18 protein-coding genes and 1 riboswitch are annotated in these 19,900 nt (G+C 67.2%); of the genes, 5 read left to right on the top strand and 13 right to left on the bottom strand.

The features are described from left to right. Positions 1–4 precede the first annotated feature (4 nt). The 5 genes from ACSQ86_RS01565 to ACSQ86_RS01545 are packed head-to-tail and all read right to left on the bottom strand — an operon-like array spanning position 5 to position 5,100. Positions 5–1,210: an ABC transporter substrate-binding protein gene (locus tag ACSQ86_RS01565; RefSeq protein WP_436308365.1), complete on the bottom strand. Its 1,206-nt coding sequence runs from the start codon at positions 1,208–1,210 to the stop codon at positions 5–7. A 55-nt stretch (positions 1,211–1,265) separates the two neighbouring features. Next, positions 1,266–1,850, bottom strand: coding sequence for an amino acid synthesis family protein (locus ACSQ86_RS01560; protein ID WP_093104344.1), 585 nt, complete (start codon positions 1,848–1,850; stop codon positions 1,266–1,268). A gap of 43 nt (positions 1,851–1,893) precedes the next feature. Next, positions 1,894–2,535, bottom strand: a complete 642-nt coding sequence (locus tag ACSQ86_RS01555) for an amino acid synthesis family protein (protein WP_436292342.1) — start codon at positions 2,533–2,535, stop codon at positions 1,894–1,896. Positions 2,536–2,556: 21 nt separating this feature from the next. Next, positions 2,557–3,477: a UPF0280 family protein gene (locus ACSQ86_RS01550; RefSeq protein WP_436308364.1), complete on the bottom strand. Its 921-nt coding sequence runs from the start codon at positions 3,475–3,477 to the stop codon at positions 2,557–2,559. Positions 3,478–3,492: 15 nt separating this feature from the next. After that, on the bottom strand, positions 3,493–5,100 hold the full coding sequence (locus ACSQ86_RS01545; protein ID WP_093104349.1) for a 6-hydroxynicotinate reductase: 1,608 nt from the start codon (positions 5,098–5,100) through the stop codon (positions 3,493–3,495). A gap of 224 nt (positions 5,101–5,324) precedes the next feature. Here ACSQ86_RS01545 and ACSQ86_RS01540 point away from each other — a divergent pair, with 224 nt between their 5' ends. The 4 genes from ACSQ86_RS01540 to ACSQ86_RS01525 are packed head-to-tail and all read left to right on the top strand — an operon-like array spanning position 5,325 to position 8,316. Beyond that, positions 5,325–6,098, top strand: a complete 774-nt coding sequence (locus ACSQ86_RS01540) for a ferredoxin--NADP reductase (protein WP_093104350.1) — start codon at positions 5,325–5,327, stop codon at positions 6,096–6,098. Continuing rightward, the gene (locus tag ACSQ86_RS01535; protein WP_436302446.1) at positions 6,099–6,869 is read left to right on the top strand and encodes a TetR family transcriptional regulator; all 771 of its coding nucleotides are present in this window, start codon (positions 6,099–6,101) and stop codon (positions 6,867–6,869) included. After that, positions 6,815–8,014, top strand: coding sequence for an amidohydrolase family protein (locus ACSQ86_RS01530; RefSeq protein ID WP_436308363.1), 1,200 nt, complete (start codon positions 6,815–6,817; stop codon positions 8,012–8,014). The genes ACSQ86_RS01535 and ACSQ86_RS01530 overlap by 55 nt, the downstream gene beginning before the upstream one ends. A gap of 26 nt (positions 8,015–8,040) precedes the next feature. Continuing rightward, positions 8,041–8,316: a hypothetical protein gene (locus ACSQ86_RS01525; RefSeq protein ID WP_436308362.1), complete on the top strand. Its 276-nt coding sequence runs from the start codon at positions 8,041–8,043 to the stop codon at positions 8,314–8,316. A 276-nt stretch (positions 8,317–8,592) separates the two neighbouring features. On the opposite strand, the gene ACSQ86_RS01520 is transcribed toward ACSQ86_RS01525, so the two are convergent. From ACSQ86_RS01520 to ACSQ86_RS01495, 6 genes are all read right to left on the bottom strand, one after another. Next, entirely contained in the window at positions 8,593–9,627 is a 1,035-nt protein-coding gene (locus tag ACSQ86_RS01520) for a L,D-transpeptidase family protein (protein ID WP_436308361.1), read from the bottom strand. A 233-nt stretch (positions 9,628–9,860) separates the two neighbouring features. After that, positions 9,861–10,259, bottom strand: coding sequence for a GtrA family protein (locus ACSQ86_RS01515; RefSeq protein ID WP_436302442.1), 399 nt, complete (start codon positions 10,257–10,259; stop codon positions 9,861–9,863). After that, complete coding sequence (locus tag ACSQ86_RS01510; protein WP_436310243.1) at positions 10,256–11,209, bottom strand: glycosyltransferase family 2 protein; 954 nt, start codon at positions 11,207–11,209, stop codon at positions 10,256–10,258. The genes ACSQ86_RS01515 and ACSQ86_RS01510 overlap by 4 nt, the downstream gene beginning before the upstream one ends. A gap of 52 nt (positions 11,210–11,261) precedes the next feature. Further along, positions 11,262–13,049, bottom strand: coding sequence for an ArnT family glycosyltransferase (locus tag ACSQ86_RS01505; RefSeq protein WP_436308360.1), 1,788 nt, complete (start codon positions 13,047–13,049; stop codon positions 11,262–11,264). Further along, positions 13,049–15,808, bottom strand: coding sequence for a methionine synthase (gene metH, locus ACSQ86_RS01500; protein ID WP_436308359.1), 2,760 nt, complete (start codon positions 15,806–15,808; stop codon positions 13,049–13,051). Before metH ends, ACSQ86_RS01505 begins: the two co-directional genes overlap by 1 nt. 21 nt (positions 15,809–15,829) lie before the next feature. Further along, a riboswitch (S-adenosyl-L-homocysteine riboswitch) is annotated at positions 15,830–15,909 on the bottom strand. A 10-nt stretch (positions 15,910–15,919) separates the two neighbouring features. Next, complete coding sequence (locus ACSQ86_RS01495) at positions 15,920–16,357, bottom strand: PACE efflux transporter (RefSeq protein WP_093104361.1); 438 nt, start codon at positions 16,355–16,357, stop codon at positions 15,920–15,922. A gap of 100 nt (positions 16,358–16,457) precedes the next feature. Between ACSQ86_RS01495 and ACSQ86_RS01490 the strand changes: the two genes are divergently transcribed. After that, a complete protein-coding gene (locus ACSQ86_RS01490; RefSeq protein WP_093104362.1) occupies positions 16,458–17,348 on the top strand; it encodes a LysR family transcriptional regulator in 891 nt (296 codons plus the stop codon). A gap of 172 nt (positions 17,349–17,520) precedes the next feature. Here the strand turns inward: ACSQ86_RS01490 and ACSQ86_RS01485 are convergent, their stop codons facing one another. Both ACSQ86_RS01485 and ACSQ86_RS01480 read right to left on the bottom strand, forming a co-directional pair. Beyond that, on the bottom strand, positions 17,521–18,831 hold the full coding sequence (locus ACSQ86_RS01485) for an IS1380 family transposase (protein ID WP_436304863.1): 1,311 nt from the start codon (positions 18,829–18,831) through the stop codon (positions 17,521–17,523). A gap of 98 nt (positions 18,832–18,929) precedes the next feature. Beyond that, the gene (locus tag ACSQ86_RS01480) at positions 18,930–19,799 is read right to left on the bottom strand and encodes an SH3 domain-containing protein (protein WP_436308358.1); all 870 of its coding nucleotides are present in this window, start codon (positions 19,797–19,799) and stop codon (positions 18,930–18,932) included. Positions 19,800–19,900: the final 101 nt, after the last annotated feature.

The raw sequence follows: 19,900 nt of genomic DNA, 5'->3' as shown, positions 1-19,900 counted from the left end.
TCGATCAATCCGCAGTGCGCGATTTCTTCACGTCGGAGGCGGAAGGCTGGAACTTGGCGCCGTCGAAGTACTGGTAGTCGACCATCACGCCCTTGCCGTTGTCGTTCTTCGTCTTGCCGACGAAGGCGCCCATGGTCGATTGGTGGTCTTCGGGGCGGTAGAGGATCTTGCCGAAGGGCGTGTCCACCTGCAGGCCCTCGAAGGCGGCGACCAGCTTCGGCGTTTCGGTGCTCTTGGCCTTGGCGGCGCCGGCGGCGACCGACTTGATCATGGTGTAGCCCACCACCGAACCGAGGCGCGGATAGTCCTTGTACTTGTTGTGGTACGCGAGGAAGAAGGCCTTGTGCTCGGGCGTCTGGATGCCGTACCAGGGATAGCCGGTGACGATCCAGCCGTTCGGCGCCTCGTCCTTCAGCGGATCGAGGTACTCGGGTTCACCGGTCAGCACGCTCACCACTTCGCGGCCCTTGAACAGGCCGCGCGTATTGCCTTCGCGCACGAACTTCGACAGGTCGGCGCCGAACAACACGTTGAAGATCGCATCGGGCTTGGCATCGGCCAGCGCCTGCACCACGCTGCCGGCATCGACCTTGCCGAGCGGCGGCGCCTGCTCGGCGACGAACTCCACATCGGGTTGCGCCGCCTTCAGCAGCTGCTTGAACGCGGCCACCGCCGACTGGCCGTACTCGTAGTTGGGGTAGACGATCGCCCAGCGCTTCTTCTTGAGCTTGACCGCTTCCGGCACCAGCATCGCGGCCTGCATGTAGGTGCCCGGGCGCAGGCGGAAGGTGTACTGGTTGCCGCCCTGCCAGGTCATCTTGTCGGTGAGCGGCTCGCCGGCCAGGAAGAAGAATTTTTTCTGCTTCGCGAAGTCGGCGACGGCCAGCCCGGTGTTGGACAGGAAGGTGCCGGTCAGCACGTCGATCTTCTCGCGCGAGATCAGCTCTTCGGCCACGCGCACCGCGTCGCCGGGGTTGGCGTTATCGTCGCGCGTGATGAGCTCGATCTTCTTGCCGTTGACGCCGCCCTTGGCGTTGATCTCCTCGACCGCGAGCTCCATGCCCTTCTTGTAGGGCTCGAGGAAGGCGGGCTGGGCCTTGTAGCTGTTGACCTCGCCGATCTTGATCACGCCCTGCGCATGCGCGGGGACGAGTGCAGTGGCGAGCGTGGCGACGGCGGCCGCACTGAAGACATGACGCAGGGGGTTCATTGAAAGCTCCTTGGGGTCGAACGGAAGAGGAAATGCATGAAGTGGCAAGAGCGGCTCAGCGGAGGCCGTCTTCGCCCTTGATCTCGGAAACCTGCAGGCCGCCGATGCGCGGCAGCGGGCGGCCGCTGTCGGTGACCGCCACCGCGACGACGATCTCGTTGGCGCGCGGCGCATCCGACACGCGGGCCTCGACGGCATCGAAGTGGCTGCGCACGAAGGCCGCGTCCTTGTGGCCCAGCGGCACGTCGATGGCGGTGCCGAGCGTGCCGCGCTTCTTGGCCGAGGGCACCAGCGCCGCGCCCTTCTCGACCGCCACGCGCAGCGGCGCGCCGAGCTTGGGATGCAGGATGGCCGCGGCATGCTCGAGTTCGCCGGACTCGCCGACGATCGCAGCCTTGCCGTAGCTCTGCACGCGGCCGGGCTCGATGCCCAGCGCGGCGACGGCCTTCTGGCCGAGCAGCGCACCCAGCTCTTCGCCGATGGCGATCAGTTCGTCCAGCGATTCGCTGTAGCGGCCTGCATAGGGGTTCTCGATCACCGCGATGGCGACGGCGCGGCGCGTGGGCGGCTCGATGCTTTGGCCCATTTCCTTGCGGGTTTCGTCGACCTGCACGACGAGCTTGCGGATGTTGGCGCTCATGGTTCTCTTTCCTTGTCTTGTCTCTGGATCAGGGGTGGTGCGCTCAGCGCAGCCCGTCCCACTTGGCGATGTTTTCTGCGCGCAGGCCGCCGACGCGCTCATGCACGCGGTAGCCGGTGCTCATCGCGAGGATGAAGACGATCTCGTCGGACAGCGGCGCACCGGGCACGCGCACTTCGATCGCGTCGAACTGCCCGCGCACGTAGCTGGCATTGATGTTGGTGAGCGGCACATCGAGCGCCGCGCCGGGCGGCCCCACCTTCTTGGTGGAGGGCACGATCGAGAGCGCATTGCCGGGCTGCCCGGTCTTCTCCTCGGCCTTGCCCTGGCGATAGGCGTCGCGGTCGCCCTTCCAGCCGAGCAGCTCGCGCATCGCATAGCCGCCTGGCACATGCCACAGCGCGCCGTGCTCCAGCTCGCCGGCGGCGCCGACGATCGCGCCCTTTCCGTAGGTGGCGATCTGCTCGAGCGGCACGTCCATCGCGGCATGCAGGCGGTGCGCCATGTCGACGCCGACCGGATCCAGCAGGCTCATCATCGGCAGGATGTCGGGCTCGTAGCGGCCCGCGAAGGGATTGGTCAGGACCGCGCCGATGGCGCCGCGCACCAGCGGCGTTGCGGCGCGTGGACCGAACTCGTGGTGGATGTGCTCGACATGGGTGAAAACGCGACGTATATCGATCATGAAAAGAAGCCCTGCTTTTCGTTAAGCAAATACTGAACCAACTGCAGCGGCACGGGGCGGCCCCGCAATGGCCGAGACACCGGACGCATGCGAGCTTAAGGGCTCGACCATCGCCCATTGCCCCTGACAAACCAGCACGGCCGACCACACCAGCCCCGCGCGCTGCAAGGCCGCGGCGCGGGCCGCGCCCGCATCCAGTGCGCGGCGCACCTGCGCGGGCGCCAGCGGCTCCACGTCGGTCGTCACCGGGATGTCGCCCAGATCGCTGTCGTCCTTGCAGGCGCTGGCCGGCAGGCGATGGATGCCGGGGTCAACGACATCGACCGCGTTGGCGATCACGGTGGCCGCGGCATCGGCTTCTGCCGCCGTGGCTGCGAGCACGGTCACGCTGTCGGCGATGCCGAGCGAAAAGCTGCGGCCGCGCCAGCCGCTGGTGGCGACGCCGCGCACCGGCATGCCGGCGCCGATCTCGAACTGGCCGTCGGTCGCGAGCGGGCCGCCATCGCGCAGATCGAAGCGCGCGAGATCGGCGAACAGGCCGACGCGCGCCGAATGGCCCGGCGCAAGATGCAGCGCGATATCGCCGCCGTTGTTGATCCACGCGCGCTCGATGCCGGGGCGCTGGTAGCAGGCGATGAGTTCCTGCGCCACGGCACCGGCCACGGCGGCCATCGGCGTGATGAAGCCGGCACTGAACGGGGCGCAGGCCTTCCACATGCGTTGGGCGATGGGGCCTTGCAGCGCGCATGCTGCGCCCACGGGCTGGCGCAGCAGGGGCAGCTCGGTCACAAGCTCGGCGAGCACCGAGCCGAAGCGCCGCCACGCGAGTTCGTGCGCGACGGCGACCTCGACCGCGTCACCGTGCGCCTCGGCCACGATGTCGATCGGGCCGTGGTTGAGATGCCAGCGGCCGCCGTCGAGCGCGGTGCGTTGGGCGGTCATGGGAATGAAGTCCGTTCAGCCCAGCATGGGCGGTTGACCGAGCGGCCAGGGATTCGCATCGTCCATGCGAAGCCATTGGCGCGCCAGCGGCGCACCGTCGTTCTGCCAGGCGCCGCGCGCCAGCGCTTGTTCGAGCGAGAACACATGCTCCATATGCCCACCCAGCGCCGCATAGTCCTCGCGCCGCATGCTGAACTCGATGGGCGCCACGATCGCGGGCGTGGGCACGGTGCCGAAGCTGTTGTCGGGCATGCGCAGCACGTCCACCATCACCGTGATGCCGCCGCCGGGCCACACATAGGCCGGCGCGCCGCCGCAGGTCACGTTGACCAGCGCGCGCTTGATGGCGCGCGTGAGCAGCACCGGGTTTTCGGTGACGCCGGCGCGCAAGGACCCGCCGGCGCCGCCGAGGAAGAGCACGCTGCACAGCGAGGGCTCGCAGTTCTCGCCGATGCGCTCGACGATGCGGCGCACTTCGGCGGGCATTTCCTGCTCGACCGGCTGCAGTTGATCGTCGAGCACGTACCACTGCGCATGTTCGCCGGTGGTGGAGGTCATCAGGAGACGCAGGCCCGGCTTGGCCACGCCCTCTTCCCAGCCCTCGATGATCGACAGCGGATCGTCGATGTCGGTGCCGCCCCAGCCGTTGCCGGGGTTCGCCACCTGGAAGTAGCGCCCGGGCGTGGACTTGCGCCCGCGCATCTGGATGCCCGAGGGCGGCATGTCGAGGCAGCGCCCGGCCTGGTGCTCGGTGAGCACGCCGGTGATGTGGTCGTCGACCACCACCACCTCGTCGGCCTGGCTGAAGAGCTGGCGCGCGAAGATGCCGACGGCCGCCGAGCCGCAGCCCACGCGCATGCGCTTTTCCTCCACGCCGTTGACGATGGGGGCCTTGCCGGCCTGGATCACCATGCTGGCGCCGCCGTCGATCACGCATTCGACCGCCTTCTTGTTGCCCAGCAGCTGCATCAGCTCGGCCGTCATGCGGCCCTCCTTCTTGCTGCCGCCGGTGAGATGGTGCACGCCGCCGAGCGAGAGCATCTGCGAGCCGTACTCGGCCGTGGTGACGTGGCCTACCACCTCGCCGCGGTAGCGCACGTTGGCCTGCTCGGCGCCGAGGAAGCGGTCGGTGTCGATCTTCACCTTGAAGCTGCAGTAGCTGAAGATGCCCTCGGTCACGACCGTGACCATGTCGACGCCCTGGGCTTTGGAAGCCACGATGAAGGGTGCGGGCTTGTAGTCGGGGTAGGTGGTGGAGGAGCCCACGCCGGTGACAAAGACCTCGTCGGCATGCAGGAGATCGCCTTGCCAGTCCGGGTCCGCTTCCGCGGGCGCCTGTTCGGCCGCCGGCCGCGCAAAAGGCACCAGCGCCGGCGATTCGCTCGCGAGTTCGCGCCGCAGCAGCAGCACCGGATCGACGCGCACCAGCACGCCCTCGCGGTTGGCATAGCGGTCGCAGGCGCCGGTGCGCCCCTCGGAGATCTGGCACAGCACCGGACAGGCGTTGCACTCGACCTTGCTGGTGCTCATGCGCTCGTTGCGCAGGGGCGAGCGGCCGCCGGCCTCGGGCAATACCGGCATGTCCATGCCGGGCAATCCGTCTGTCTTGGTGTGTTCGGTCATCGGGGGCTACTCTTGAAATCGGGGCCGATCGGATCTGCAACAACCGTGCCGGAAACCGGCTTGTATTGGACTCACGGTTTGTGTAGTATTCCCTACACTTTCATGTTGCAATCACTACATTGAAGGCCAATGTAGCAAACAGAATCGATGCTTGCAATGGTGTTTTCGCGGCGTCGCCGACAATCGGCAGGTTCCCTTTTCATTCATAACCATCCCTGATTCCTATGAGTGCATTCAGCGAAGAACGCGTGTTGAGCGTCCACCACTGGACCGACCGCCTGTTCACCTTCACCACCACGCGCGACCCGGCGCTGCGCTTTTCCAACGGCCACTTCACGATGATCGGCCTCAAGGTCAACAACAAGCCCTTGTTGCGCGCCTACAGCATCGTGAGCCCCAACTACGAGGAGCACCTGGAGTTCCTCAGCATCAAGGTCGAGGAAGGCCCGCTCACCTCCAGGCTGCAGCACGTCCAGGTGGGCGACACCATCATCGTGGGCCGCAAGCCCACCGGCACGCTCTTGATCGACTACACGCTGCCGGGCAAGCGCCTCTATCTGTTCGGCACCGGCACGGGTCTTGCACCGTTCATGAGCATCATCCGCGACCCGGACACCTACGAGAAGTTCGAGCAGATCATCCTGGTGCACGGCGTGCGCCAGATCGACGAGCTGGCCTACCACGACCTCGTGACCGACCACCTGCCCAAGCACGAGTTTTTGGGCGAGATGATCGAGAAGCAACTGCTCTACTACCCGACCGTGACGCGCGAGGAGTTCCGCAACATGGGCCGCATCACCGAGCTGATCGAGACCAACAAGCTGACCGACGACCTGGGTCTGCCGCCGCTCAATGCCGCGGAAGATCGCGTGATGCTCTGCGGCAGCCCGGGCCTCCTGGTGGACTTGAAGCACATCCTGGAAGCGCGCGGGTTCAAGGAAGGCAACACGTCGACCCCCGGCGATTTCGTCGTAGAACGCGCCTTCGCCGAGAAGTAAATGGCCAACGGCCGCAGCCTGCCCAAGCCGGCCACGCGCCGCACCGGCGTGCGCGAGGCCGCCGCGCAGGCCACGCGCGAGAGCATCCTGCGCGCGGCCACCAAGGTGTTCGCGAAGTACGGCTACGACGGCGGCAGCGTCGAGAAGATCTCGAAGGCCGCGAAGTCGTACGACCGCATGATCTACTACTACTTCGGCAGCAAGGAAGGCCTCTTCATCGCGGTGCTCGAGGGCATCTACCGGCGCATGGACGAGGCCGAGGCCGCGATCGACCTCGACGCATCGCGGCCGGTCGAGGCGCTGACGGCGGTGATCCGCTTCGTGCTCGGCTACTACCGCAAGAACCCCGAGTTCGTCACGCTGCTCAACACCGAGAACCTGCACAAGGGCCGGCACGTCGCGAAGTCGCTGCGCGCGCGCGAATACTCGTCGCGGGCGATCGCGATCATCCAGAAGCTGCTCGAAAGCGGCGTCGCGCAGGGGCTGTTCCGCGACGACGTGGCGGCGCGCGATCTCTACCTGCTGATCGCCTCCACCGGCTACTTCTACACATCGAACCGCCACACGCTGACCGCCTTCCTCGGCGAGCCGCTGGAGACGCCGGAAGCCGTGGCGCACTGGGAAGACTTCGTGATCGAAACCGTGCTGCGCACGGTCGACGCGGGCGCTTCCGACGAAGAAACCACCTCAACCTCACCCCACGAAGAGGCAAAGAAATGGCAGAAGTCGCAACCGGCGCAAAGTCGGGCAAGGTCGTCATCCGGAACATAGGTCTGTTGCTCTCGGGCGACATCGACAAGCCCATCCTGGACGCCGACACCCTGGTCGTGAACGACGGGCTGATCGTCGCGGTCGGCAAGGAAAAGGACTGCGATCTTGAAGGCGCGCAGACCGTGATCGACGCCAAGAAGACCTGCGTCGCCCCCGGCCTGATCGACAGCCACGTGCACCCGGTGTTCGGCGACTGGACGCCGCGCCAGAGCCAGCTTGGCTGGATCGATTCGACGATGAACGGCGGTGTGACCACGATGATCTCGGCCGGCGAAGTGCACCTGCCGGGCCGGCCCAAGGACATCGTGGGCGTGAAGGCCCTGGCCATCACCGCGCAGCGCGCCTTCGACAACTTCCGCCCCGGCGGCGTCAAGGTGCTGGCGGGCGCGCCGGTGCTCGAGAAGGGCATGGTCGAGAGCGACTTCAAGGAAATGGCCGAGGCCGGCGTGGGCCTGCTCGGCGAAGTGGGCCTGGGCTCGGTGAAGGCCGGCTACGAGGCCAAGGAGATGGTGGCCTGGGCGCGCAAGTACGGCATCCAGAGCACCATCCACACCGGCGGCCCCTCGATCCCCGGCTCGGGCCTGATCGACAAGGACGTGGTGCTCGAAGCCGATGCCGACATCATCGGCCACATCAACGGCGGCCACACCTCGCTGCCCGAGGCGCATGTGTGCGAGCTGTGCGAGAAGTCTTCGCGCGCGATCGAGATCGTGCACAACGGCAACGAGCGCGTGGCCATCGCGGCTGCCAAGGCGGCGTTGGACCTGAAGTGCCCGCACCGCGTGATCCTCGGCACCGATGGGCCGGCCGGCTCGGGCGTGCAGCCGCTGGGCATCCTGCGCATGGTGGCGATGCTGTCCTCGATCGCGAACATCCCGGCCGAGCTGGTGTTCTGCTTCGCGACCGGCAACACGGCGCGCATCCGCAAGCTCAACTGCGGGCTGATCGAGGTCGGCCGCGCGGCCGACTTCGTCTTCATGGACCGCGCGCAGCACACGGCCGGCAGGACGCTGCTCGAAAGCGTGCAGCTCGGCGACATCCCGGGCGTCGGCATGGTGATGATCGACGGCATCGTGCGCTGCGGCCGCAGCCGCAACACGCCGCCGGCGACCGAGATTCCGGTGGTGGTGTCGGGGGTGCACTGACTGAACGAAGCGCGCGCGGCGATCAAATGGATCTGGATCCGTTCGTATGCGTCGATGAAACATCGTTCTCGGCCTCAAGACAAGAGGTCGTGAAGATGCGAGGCAAGCCCGCGAGAACGTGCCGAAACGGCGTCGGGCTCAATGAGCTCGACTACGACTCGGTGGTCTACCGTTTCCAGGACTGCGGTAGGTTGGAAGAGATCACCGCGCAAGCACCGGTCGTGAACATCGGCAATCTGTCAGTGCCGTTCACCGCACTTGCATCTTTCGTTCGCGCTACAGATCCGTCTGCGTTTGAGTAGGCAGGCCTTCTCATCACTCCCAAGTTCGGGCTTGCCTTCGATCCGGATGATCCGTTCTGGGTCACCGCTCTTGCCGCTCACTGCCTCGATTCATGGCGCGACTTATGAAGCCGAGAACGGTCTGCTTGCGATTTGCCAGCAAGGCCGACCCATCGGCCATGACCGGCGCTTGCGCTGCGGGCGCCTCCGATGGCGCGCCTCCTGGCTGCGCCGAGGCGCAGAGTGGCGAAACGAAGAGCGCGGCCGCCACGAGACTGCGCCGACCCACCACGGCCACTATGGCTTTACCTCCACCGCAAACCCGGTCTTGGCCAGCGTCGACAATCGCGCCGCATCCCAGTTGGTCAAGTGAATGCAGCCATTGGTTTCCTGGTGACCGACGCGCGCGGGAGACGGCGTTCCGTGAATGCCCCAGTGCGGTTTCGAAAGTCCAATCCAGGTGCTGCCCACCGGATTGTTGGGGCCGGGCGGCACTTCGACCTTCTTCGCCTTCGCTGGCGCATTCTTGAGGAGCCCGGGATCGTAGGTGAAGGTCGGATTCTTCACTTCGTTGGTGACCTTCATCCTGCCGAGTTCCAAGGGATCAAGCCGCCCGCCGATACTGATCGGGAAGCCCGCCAGCGGCTTGCCGTCGCGGTCGAGCACGAAGAGCATGTGCTCGGACTTGTCGATCTCGATCGACGCCGCGGCTTTCACAACCGCTGGATCCGCAGCGCCGGCCACGTTGACAATCGCGATCTCATCGCCGGCCCTGAATCGCGCGCCCTTGTTCAGGTCCGCCAGCAGCTTCGGCGCCATGTGATGCTTCTCCGACAACGCTTCCTCGACGGATTCGTAGTCGAGCGATTTCAGCTTTGCCCTATCGGCCATGTCCCTTGGCGTCGCCGTGAAGGGCCCGGCAGCATCCCTCTCGGTGACGACGTATGCGGCGAACAAAGGCGCGGTGTCGTTTCTGAGGGCCGTCCAGGTGGCGGCGTCCACCTTGCCGGTAGGGGCGATGCCGCTCGCCGTCTGGTACGCGGCCACCACACGCCGCATGTTTGCACCAAAGCCGCCGTCGATCTCGCCGGGCGAGAACCATGCGCGGTCAAGCAGGATCTGGGCACGAACCACCGCGGCGCCTCTGGCGCCCTGGGAAAGCATCGGCGTCTCAGTCGCCGCATTGAGCCGGTCCAATGCCCTGGGTTTCTTCGCATCGGAGGGGGCGGTCTTGGCTGCGGCCGATGTCTTGGCAGCGCAGGCCGCCCACGATGCACCGGATGCAGCGAGCGCCCCAGCAATCAGCAGGAACTTGCGGCGGGAAAAGGTCATCGAGCGATGCCTGCGCGAGCGGATGGAAGTAGCAGCGTATCCGCACCGCAGGCAGTCACTGTCGGCGTGCGCCCCGTAAGGGCGCGGTCCACAATCCAGGACGAAATATGGGAGGACGGCGTCTCCTGAAAACTCAGAGGCGATCCGGCCCAGCCCGGCAAGTCACGCGTGGCGCTACTCGGCCGCGCGATGCCGTGCTACTCGTTGTGACCGTGATCAGGCGACAGCAGCCCTCACCGCTCGCGCCTCGACTTGAATATCAGGTGCCGCGCGGAAAGAAAGTTGAGCACCATCCCCGTCAGGCTGCCAAGCGCCACGCCGGCCGCCGGCGCCCATGGGCCGCTCAGCGTGTGCAGCACCAGCACATAGACGCCGTAGTTGACGAAGGCGCCGCCCAGCATGGTCAGCAGGTAGCCGAGGTATTCGCGCGCCAGCGATACCTCCGAATGCCGCGCGCTGAAGGCGTAGCGCCGGTTCAGCGCCCAGGTCGCCGTCGCGGCTGCGACGAAGGACAGCACCCGTGCCAGATACCAGCCGAGCACGGGGGCCGCGAGATACAGCACGCCGACATCGACGCCCAGGCCCGCCACGCCGGCGGCCGCGAAGAACAGGAACTCGCGGCCCGCCCTCATGGCCGGCCGCGATGGCGCACACCCGGGATGGAGAGATAGCGCAGCCGCTTGGCCTCCTGCCGCCCGATGGTCACGGTGTGCAGCACGATGCCGCAGACGAAGGCCAGCATCGCGGCCAGCATGGTGCCGGTCAGCAGCACGGCCGTCGGCAGGCGCGGTACCAGGCCCGTGTCGATGTAGGTGAGGGCCAGCGGCACGGCCGCCACGAGCGAGGCCAGCGCCAGCACGGTCGCGATGCCCGAGAAGAAGAGCAGCGGCCGCTCGCTCACGAACAGCTTGCAGATGGTCTTGAGGATGCGCCAGCCGTCGCGGTAGGTCGAGAGCTTGCTGTGCGAGCCCTCCGGGCGCGAGCGGTAGCGCACCGGCAGTTCGGCGAAGGGCATGCGCAATTCCAGCGCATGGACCGTGAGCTCGGTCTCGATCTCGAAGCCCTCCGAGACGGCCGGGAAGGACTTGGCGTAGCGCCGCGAGAACACGCGCAGGCCCGAGAGCATGTCGGTGAGATGGCCGCCGAAGAGCCCCGCCACCGCGCCGGTCAGAAGGCGGTTGCCGAAGCGGTGCCCCGTTCGGTAGGTGTGGGCGTCGTGGCCGTCGTCGACGCGCGAGCCGACCACCATGTCGAGGTTGCCTTCGACCAGCGTGTCGATCAGGCGGCGCAGCTCGCCGAGGTCGTAGGTTGCATCGCCGTCGACCATCACGTAGATGTCGGCCTCGACGTCGGCGAACATGCGCCGCGCCACATTGCCCTTGCCGCGCAGCGCCACGTGCGTCACGCGCGCACCGGCGGCGCGGGCGACGGCCGCGGTGTCGTCGGTCGAGGCGTTGTCGAACACATGGACTTCGGCCTCGGGCAGGGCCACGCGGAACTCGTCCACCACCTGCGCGATGGCCAGTGCCTCGTTGAAGCACGGGATCACGGCGGCTATACGCAGTGCGGGCAGTGCGGGCAGTGCGGGCAGTGCGGGCAGTGCGGGCAGTGCGGGCAGCGGGGCTGGGCGCGGATCAGGGTGCTCGGTCATTCTTGTATTGCAGGATGCGATAGGCCTTGGCGCCGTCTTTCTCGTACATCAGGGCGAAATGATCGTCGAATCCAGGCTTGGTCGTGATCTGCGGCACCATCGTGTAGGGCATGACGATGGCCTCGAAGCCCAGTGCCGCGAGCTTGCGCGCCATCTCGGCCGGGGGAAGAGGAAGAAAGTCCGTGTAGCGCCACGGTCCCAGCGCGTCGCCCCAGATCGGGTTGGGCCCGTAGTAGATCGCCTCGCTCAGCGCGATCTGGTAGACGCGGCCGGTGGCGTGCTCGCGCAGGTAGTTCATGACGGCATAGCCGGGCACGTTGGCCCGCAGGAAGGCCTCCCGCGTCTCGGGCGTCGGCGACACCTTGGTGAGCGCGCGCGCGGTATGCCGGACCGACACCGCCGCGAGCGCTGCCAGAAAGACAACGACGAAGAGACTGCCCGCGCGCGCCGGCCAGCCCACGCGGCCGGCTACCGGCAGCAGCCAGCGCAGCCCCGCCACGATCCAGCCGAGCAGCACCTGCCAGCCCAGCACCGCAATCAGCGCGATCAGCGGGAACGAAGCCGTCAAGTAGCGCGGGTAGCGCGAGGTCAGCGTCCACACGAGCACCGAGTAGGCGCAGAAGATGATCGCGGCGTGCACGGCCGGCGAGCGCCGCCAGGCCTTGCTGAGAGGCGCGAGCACCACGGGCCAGATCAGGAGGCTGGGAAAGGCGGCATGGATGCGCACGTCGTCGAGCTGGTTCTTGTAGTCGGCCAGGTTCCAGTTGCTGAAGCCGAACAGCTTCGCGCCGATGGGATTGAAGGGATCGCCCGTCATCACGGCATTGCGCGCGTACCAGTAGATGCAGGGAACGAGAAAGCACAGCAGCGCGACGGCCCAGACGCCCGGGCGCCGTTCGCGGCGGATCACGAACCAGGCCACCAGCGGCAGGAAGGTCAGCGCCTGGTACTTGGAGCCCGCCGCGAGGCCGAGGAAAAAAGCCGCCAGTGCCAGCCAGCGCGGGCCCTGCTCCGGTGGCGATTCGCGCCACCACCACAAGGCCGTGCAGGCCGCCAGCACGAACAGCGCGACGCCCGTGTCGATCAAGGCGTTCGAATAGTCGCCCATGCCGAGCCAGATGGCGGCGCCCGCGCAGCCCAGCACGCGGTTCAGGTGCAGCACGCCCAGGCGGTAGACCATCCACACCGACAGCCAGCCGGCCAGCGCGTTCAGGAAATGCGCCAACACGTCGTCGCCGACCAAGAGCGCGGCGGCATAGAGCAGGTTGTAGTTGTACGGAAACCAGGGATAGCGCAGCCACTCATGGATGCCGAGAGAGCCGCTTTGCGCCACCTCGCGCGCATACGGCAGGTGGTACATCAACTCGTCGAAGGCGGCCGGCGGCGCCAGCGGCGCCAGCAGCGTCGGCAGCGCGACCAGCGCCAGCGCGACCAGGCCCGCCTTGTCGACCCATGACAGGGGCAGCCCCGGGTCGAAGGCGCGCACCTCCCGCCTCCATGCCGGAAACTGCACGCACGCCACCGCAAAGCCGATCGCGGCCAGCAGCAGCACGCCGGCGATGTCGAACGCGCCCGCGATGCCGAGCAGCTGGAACGCGCAGATGAAGACCCCGACGCCGAGCGCGGTGGCCATCGCGGTCTCGAGCCAGACGTCGTGGCGCACCGGCGAACCCATGCGCGACTGCACCACCCGCCCGAAGCCCCAGCAGCCGGCAACGAAGATCGCCAGCGCCGCATAGTGCGCGGCAGCAAACATCAGTTTCTGAAGCATCAGAGATTGGGGGCCAGCAGCCGCTCGAGATCCGCTTCGCTCTGCTTGCGTCGCGCTGCCTGATCCTGCAACTGGTCGTGCCCGATCTTGCCGACGTTGAAGTAGGTCGCCTCAGGATGGCTCAGGTAGAAGCCGCTGACACTGGCGGCGGGCATCATGGCGAGGCTCTCCGTCAGGGTCATCCCAATGTCCGCGCAGTTCAGGAGGTCGAACATCGGCCGCTTCACGCTGTGGTCGGGGCATGCCGGATAGCCCGGCGCGGGGCGGATGCCGCGGTACTTCTCGCCGATCATGTCCTCGTTGCTCAAGCCCTCGTCGGGCGCATAGCCCCAGAGATCGGTGCGCACGCGGTGATGCAGCGCCTCGGCGAAGGCCTCGGCCAGCCGGTCGGCCAGCGCCTTGAGCATGATGGCCGAGTAGTCGTCGAGGTCGTCGACGAAGTACTTCTCCTTCTTCTCGACGCCGAGCCCGCCGGTGACGGCGAACATGCCGACGTAGTCCTTCAGGCCGCTCTCGCGCGGCGCGACAAAGTCGGCCAGGCAGCGGCTCGGGCGCATGACGCCTTCGATGGCCTGCTTCTCGGTCTGCTGGCGCAACCCGTACCAGGTGAGCGCGGCTTCGGTGCGCGATTCGTCGGTATAGAGCACGATGTCGTCGTCGTTCTCGGTGTTGGCGGGCCAGAAGCCGATCACGCCGCTGGCGCTGAGCCAGCGCCCTTCGATCAGCCGCTTGAGCATGCGCTGGCCGTCGGCATACACGCGCACGGCCTCGGTGCCGACCACCTCGTCCTTGAGGATCGCCGGGAACGGGCCCGCGAGGTCCCAGGTCTGGAAGAAGGGCCCCCAGTCGATGTACTTCGCGAGCTCGGTCAGGTCGAAGTTCTTGAACACGCGCCGGCCGATGAACTTCGGCACCGGCGGCAGGTAATTCGACCAGGCTATCGGCGTCTTGTTGGCGCGCGCCTTCGCGAGCGGCCACAGCGGCGTCTGCTTCTTGTTGGCGTGCTGGTGGCGGACCTTGTCGTAGTCGGCGTTGATCTCGTCGATATAGGCCGCCGCCTGGTCGGACAGCAGCGACTGCGCCACGCTCACGCTGCGCGAGGCGTCGGGCACGTAGACCACCGGCCCTTCGTAGTGCGGCGCGATCTTCACCGCCGTGTGCACGCGGCTGGTGGTGGCGCCGCCGATCAGAAGCGGGATCTTCTTGATGCGGAAATGCTCGTCCTTCTGCATCTCGCCGGCGACGTATTGCATCTCCTCGAGGCTGGGCGTGATCAGGCCCGACAGGCCCACGATGTCCGCGCCCTCGACCTTGGCGCGCGCCAGGATCTCGTGGCACGGGACCATCACGCCCATGTTCACCACCTCGAAGTTGTTGCACTGGAGCACGACGGTCACGATGTTCTTGCCGATGTCGTGCACGTCGCCCTTGACGGTGGCGATGATGATCTTGCCCTTGGTGCGCACGTCGCGGCCCGCGGCTTCGTCCTGGCGCTTCTCTTCCTCGATGTAGGGAATGAGGTGGGCCACGGCCGACTTCATCACGCGCGCCGACTTCACCACCTGCGGCAGGAACATCTTGCCCTGGCCGAACAGGTCGCCGACGATGTTCATGCCGTCCATCAGCGGGCCTTCGATCACGTGCAGCGGCCGGCCGCCCTTGGCCAGGATCTGCTGGTAGGCCTCTTCGGTGTCCTCGACGATGAAGTCGGTGATGCCGTGCACCATCGCATGCGAGAGCCGCTGGTTCACGTGCACCGGGTGCTCGGGCGTGCCGCGCCACTCGAGCTTCTTGCTCTCGTCCTTGGCGCCGCTCTTGGCGGTTTCGGCCACTTCGACCAGGCGCTCGCCGGCGTCGGGGCGGCGGTTCAGCACCACGTCTTCCACGCGCTCGCGCAGCTCGGGTTCGAGGTCGTCGTAGACGCCCACCATGCCGGCGTTGACGATGCCCATGTCCATGCCCGCCTTGATCGCGTGGTAGAGGAACACGGTGTGGATCGCTTCGCGCACCGGGTCGTTGCCGCGGAAGCTGAAGCTCACGTTCGAGACGCCGCCCGACACCTTGGCGCCCGGCAGGTTTTCCTTGATCCAGCGCGTGGCGTTGATGAAGTCGACCGCGTAGTTGTTGTGCTCCTCGATGCCGGTGGCGATCGCGAAGATGTTGGGGTCGAAGATGATGTCCTCGGGCGGGAAGCCGATCTCGTCGACCAGGATGCGATAGGCGCGCTCGCAGATCTCGATCTTGCGTTCGTAGGTGTCGGCCTGGCCCTGCTCGTCGAAGGCCATCACGACCGCGGCCGCGCCGTAGCGGCGCAGCAGCGTCGCGTGGTGCTTGAACTGGGCCTCGCCCTCCTTCATGCTGATCGAGTTGACGATGCCCTTGCCCTGGATGCAGCGCAGGCCGGCTTCGATCACCTCCCACTTGGAGCTGTCGATCATGATCGGCACGCGCGCGATGTCGGGCTCGCTGGCGATCAGGTTCAGGAAGCGCACCATCGCGGCCTTGCTGTCGAGCATGGCCTCGTCCATGTTGATGTCGATCACCTGCGCGCCGTTCTCGACCTGCTGGCGCGCGACCGCCAGCGCTTCCTCGAACTGGCCGTTCAGGATCATGCGGGCGAAAGCCTTGGAGCCGGTGACGTTGGTGCGCTCGCCGATGTTGACGAAGAGCGTGCCTTGGCCGATCTGCACCGGCTCGAGGCCGGACAGCTTCATCGGAGGAACCGGGAGAACAGGGACGGAAGACGGATCGGAGGACATGGGCTCACCTGCGGAACGTGGGTCAGGCGAGCGTCGTTGCAAGCCCAAGCCTGACGCGGAGGCTTCGGATGGAAGGTACCGCGCTGCAACGCTCCTTGGGAGCCGCGGATTTTACGCCGGCTGGGCCACGCCGGCGGCCGATGCGGGCAGGCCGAACAGCAGGTCGAAGGCCCAGTTGAAGACGAAGGTGTAGACCAGGAAGAACACCACCAGGCCCAGGTCCATCACCAGCGCCTGCCACAGGCTCACCTCCATCCACCAGGCGAAGACCGGCACCAGGAAGGCGACCAGGCCGCCCTCGAAGCCGATCGCGTGGGCGACGCGGCGGCGCAAGCTGCGGCCGCGCACGGCCTGGCGCGACTCCCAGCGCTCGAACAGGGTGTTGAAGGCGAGGTTCCAGAGGATCGCGATGACCGAGGCGATGACGGCCAGCACGCCCGAGTGGCCCATGCCCTGCCCCGACATCAGCGCCAGTCCGGCGCTGGCCGCGACGATGGCGAGACCTTCGTAGAGCGTGATGTAGACGACGCGGCGCTTGAGCCCTTGCATGAAATCTTCCTGTTTGGATTGGCGGTTTGGCCCCTACTTTATGTGCGCTCATCTGATATAAAAAGTCATCTTCTTTCAGAATTATTGAAAGGCCGTTGCCATGAGTTTTTCCAGCGACAACGTGCACGTGTTTCTGGCCGTGCTCGACCACGGCTCCTTCTCGGCCGCCGCGCGGGCGCTCGGCCGCGTGCCCTCGGCGGTGAGCATGGCGATCGCGAACCTCGAGGCCGAGCTGGACCTGCCGCTCTTCGACCGCGGCGGCCGCGAGCCCCAGCCGACGGCCGCGGCGCGTTCGCTGGAGCCGCAGGCGCGGCTGCTCGCCGCGCAGCTCAAGCAGCTGCAGGTGCAGGCGCTGGCGCTGACGCAGGGCCTGGAGAACCGGCTCACGCTCGCGATCGCGCCCGAGCTGCTGGCCGCGCCGTGGAGCGCGCCGCTGGCCGCGCTGGCGCGGGAATACCCGCTGCTGGAAGTCGAGGTGCTGGCGGCGCCGCAAGCCGATGCGCTGGCGCTGCTGCACAGCGGCCGCGCGCAGCTGGCGCTGGTCTTCGAGCGGCCCAGCCTCGACGGCCGCGAGGGCTTTCAGGAAGTGGCCAGCGACACCATGGTGGCCGTGATGGCGCCCGACCATCCGGTGCTGGCCGCGGCCGGCGGCCGGCTGCGCGAGGAGCACCTGACGACCACGCGCCAGATCGTGGTGGCCGGGCGCGATCTCGCGACCAGCGACCCGCGCTTCGTCTTTGCGCGCCATGTCTGGCGCACCGACAACGCCTTGGCCGCGCTGAGCCTGATCACGGCCGGCCTGGGCTGGGGCTGGCTGCCGCGCAATTTCGCGCGGCCGCACGTGGCGGCCGGCGCGCTGGTGGAGATTCCGTTCGAGAACCTGTCGAACGGGCTCGACCTGTGGGTCGACGTGGTGTGGTCGCGCGAGCGCCCGCTGGGCCTGGGCGCGCAGCGCTTCGTCGCGCTGATCGCGCGCAAGAAGAAGCCCTAGCCCGGATATTTCACCAGCAGGCCGATGTGCCGTCGACCGAGCCTGCTGAGGGCCATTGAGCGTGGTCTTGCGTGCAGTGTGAGCTACTGGATGGAGTGGCGGCTGTTTTTGGGCACACGACCCCCTTACCCCCGTTGTTTGTCAGCGTGCCGGGGACAGCACTGGATGGATTTCAGGGGGCGAGGGCCTGCGCTGCGCTCAGGAAGACGCTGCGCAGGGGGTGGTGCGAAGCCAGCAGTACCCGCACACGGCGCGTGTTGCGCACGATGGCCGCGCCGATCTTCAGCAGGCGCACGCGGATCGTGGCCGCGGCGGCGCGTTCCAGCTCGGTGTCCTTGAGAGCGAACTCGCGCAGCCGTTGCATCAGCGTGTAGGCCAATGCGGCCAGCAGCAAGCGCAGCTGGTTGGCCGCGAAGCGGTGGCAACTTGCCCGCGTGCCAAACAGATCGAGCTGAGCCTCCTTGATGCGGTTCTCGGCCTCGCCGCGGGCGCAGTACAGCCGCTCATACAGCTGTATGGCATCGCCCTGAAGATCGGTCACCACGAAGCGCGGGTTGTTGCCCTGGCTGCCGTGCTCCAGGCGCGTGATCACGCGCCGTTCGATGTCCCAGCTGTCGGCCGCGTAGACGAACTCGTCGATCAACCGCTGCTTGGCGCCGGTGCGCGCGTACTCGTCGGCGAGCATCGCCTCGGCGTACTGCACGGTCGCCTCCAGCCGCGCGTTGCGCGCCAGCCCGATGATGTAGTTCACGCCCGAGCGCTCGCACCAGCGCAGCAATCTCTGGCGACAGAAGCCCGAGTCACCGCGCACGATGATCCGCGCGTCGGGCCACGCCTGGCGCAGCCGCTGCACCAGCAGCTTGATCACCGCCGCGGCGTTCTTGGCGCCATCGATGCGGCTGCGCCGCAAGACGCATGCGAGCATGGCTTGGCCGCAGAACACGTACAGCGGCAGATAGCAGTGGTGGTCGTAGTAGGCATGGAACTCGCAGCGCTCCTGGTCGCCGTGCAAGGGCACATCCGAGGCGTCGATGTCCAGCACCAGTTCTTCGGGCGGGCTCTTGTGGCTGGCGATGAACTGCTCGATGAGCACGCCATGCAGCGCCACTGCCTGCGCTCGCGTGGCCCCGGTCTCCAAGCGGCTGAGCGTGGGCGAACTCGCCAGCGCATCGACCCGGCCCACAGCGGTCTGCATCAGCAGATCGTCTCTCAAGGTGTCGTGGTCGTTGAGGTCTTCGTAGCCGCAGCACAAGCCGTAGATGCGTTGGGCGAGCAGGTCGCGCAGGCTGTGCGTGATGCGTGCCGGATCGCGTGCATCACTGAGCACGGCCGCAGCCGCTCGGCTCAGACCGATACGTTCGTCAACGCGACGCAGCAGCAAGACCCCGCCGTCCGAACCGATGTCCCCGCCCTCGAAGTTGGCCTCGATGACCCGCCGACCCACACGCCCCAAATCAATCGTCCCATCGGTACACTTTGGCATCGGCAGTCCTCGGTTGAAATTGGCGTCAGATACCAATGTCAACGCGCTCCGGCACGAGGCTGCCGACCCTCTACTGGTGAAATTTCCGGGCTAGAGCGCTACAGGCCGCCGCCTGGCCTGCTGTCCCCTGGCGTCGTGCCGGGCGGCGCGCGGTTGATCCGGTCCAGTTGCCTTTGCCGCGCCTCGGCGCCGGGCAGGGCAGCCGGCGGACGAACGCCCGGCTGGCCCGGATTCATGGCCGGCGGACGTCCCGGATGCACGTCCGGCGGACGTCCCGGATGCACGTCCGGTGGACGACCCGGATGGACGTCCGGCGGTCGGCCCGGATGCACGTTCGGCGGGCCGGCGTGCTCCGGCGGTCGGAAACCGCGGTCGGGACGCGGCGGCCGGACACCGTGATCCGGCGGTGGCTGCTGCCCTGGCGAAGGCCGCCAGCCCGGCTGCGGCTGCGGACGGAAGCCCGGTCCCGGATGCGCGTAGCCGGGGTCGCGCCACGGATTGGGCCGCCAGTCCGGCCGCGGCGCCGGCACCGGGCGCCAGCCGGCGACGGGCGGCGGCGGATGGTGGTCGCCCCACCAGCGCCGCTCGCCGTACCAGGGGCGGTCGCGGTAGTGGTTGCTCCAGTAGTTGCCGATCGTGAAGCCGACGATCGGCACGCCGATGATGGCGCCGTAGGTGGCCAAGGGCACGCGCCGGTCATCATCGTAGGCGTAGTCGATGTTGGCGGCATAGACCCAGCCGCGCAGCCCGTCGGGCAGCACCACGTCGCACCATGCATAGCCGCTGGTGCAGCCGAGCACCTCGAAGGGCTGGCCATGGCCGAGTCGCGCCACCAGCGGGTAGTCGCCCGAGGGGCCGGCACGCAGATTGACCGTGCCGCGGGCGAAGGCCTCCTGCGCCGCCGCGGCGACCGGCAGAACCAGGGCGATGGTGCCGATGCCGATCCATCGCTGGACGAGCTTGTTCATGGAATGTTCCTTTGCGCTCAGGCTACGCGCGCTCGACATGTTGTCAATCAGCCACGGCCTACCCTCAGCAACGGCCAGCCGCGCAAAGACGTGCACCGCCA

Origin of the sequence: Variovorax sp. LjRoot130 (assembly GCF_964253755.1) — a bacterium.
Classification (GTDB): domain Bacteria; phylum Pseudomonadota; class Gammaproteobacteria; order Burkholderiales; family Burkholderiaceae_C; genus Variovorax.
This window is presented reverse-complemented; position numbering and strand designations above follow the sequence as displayed.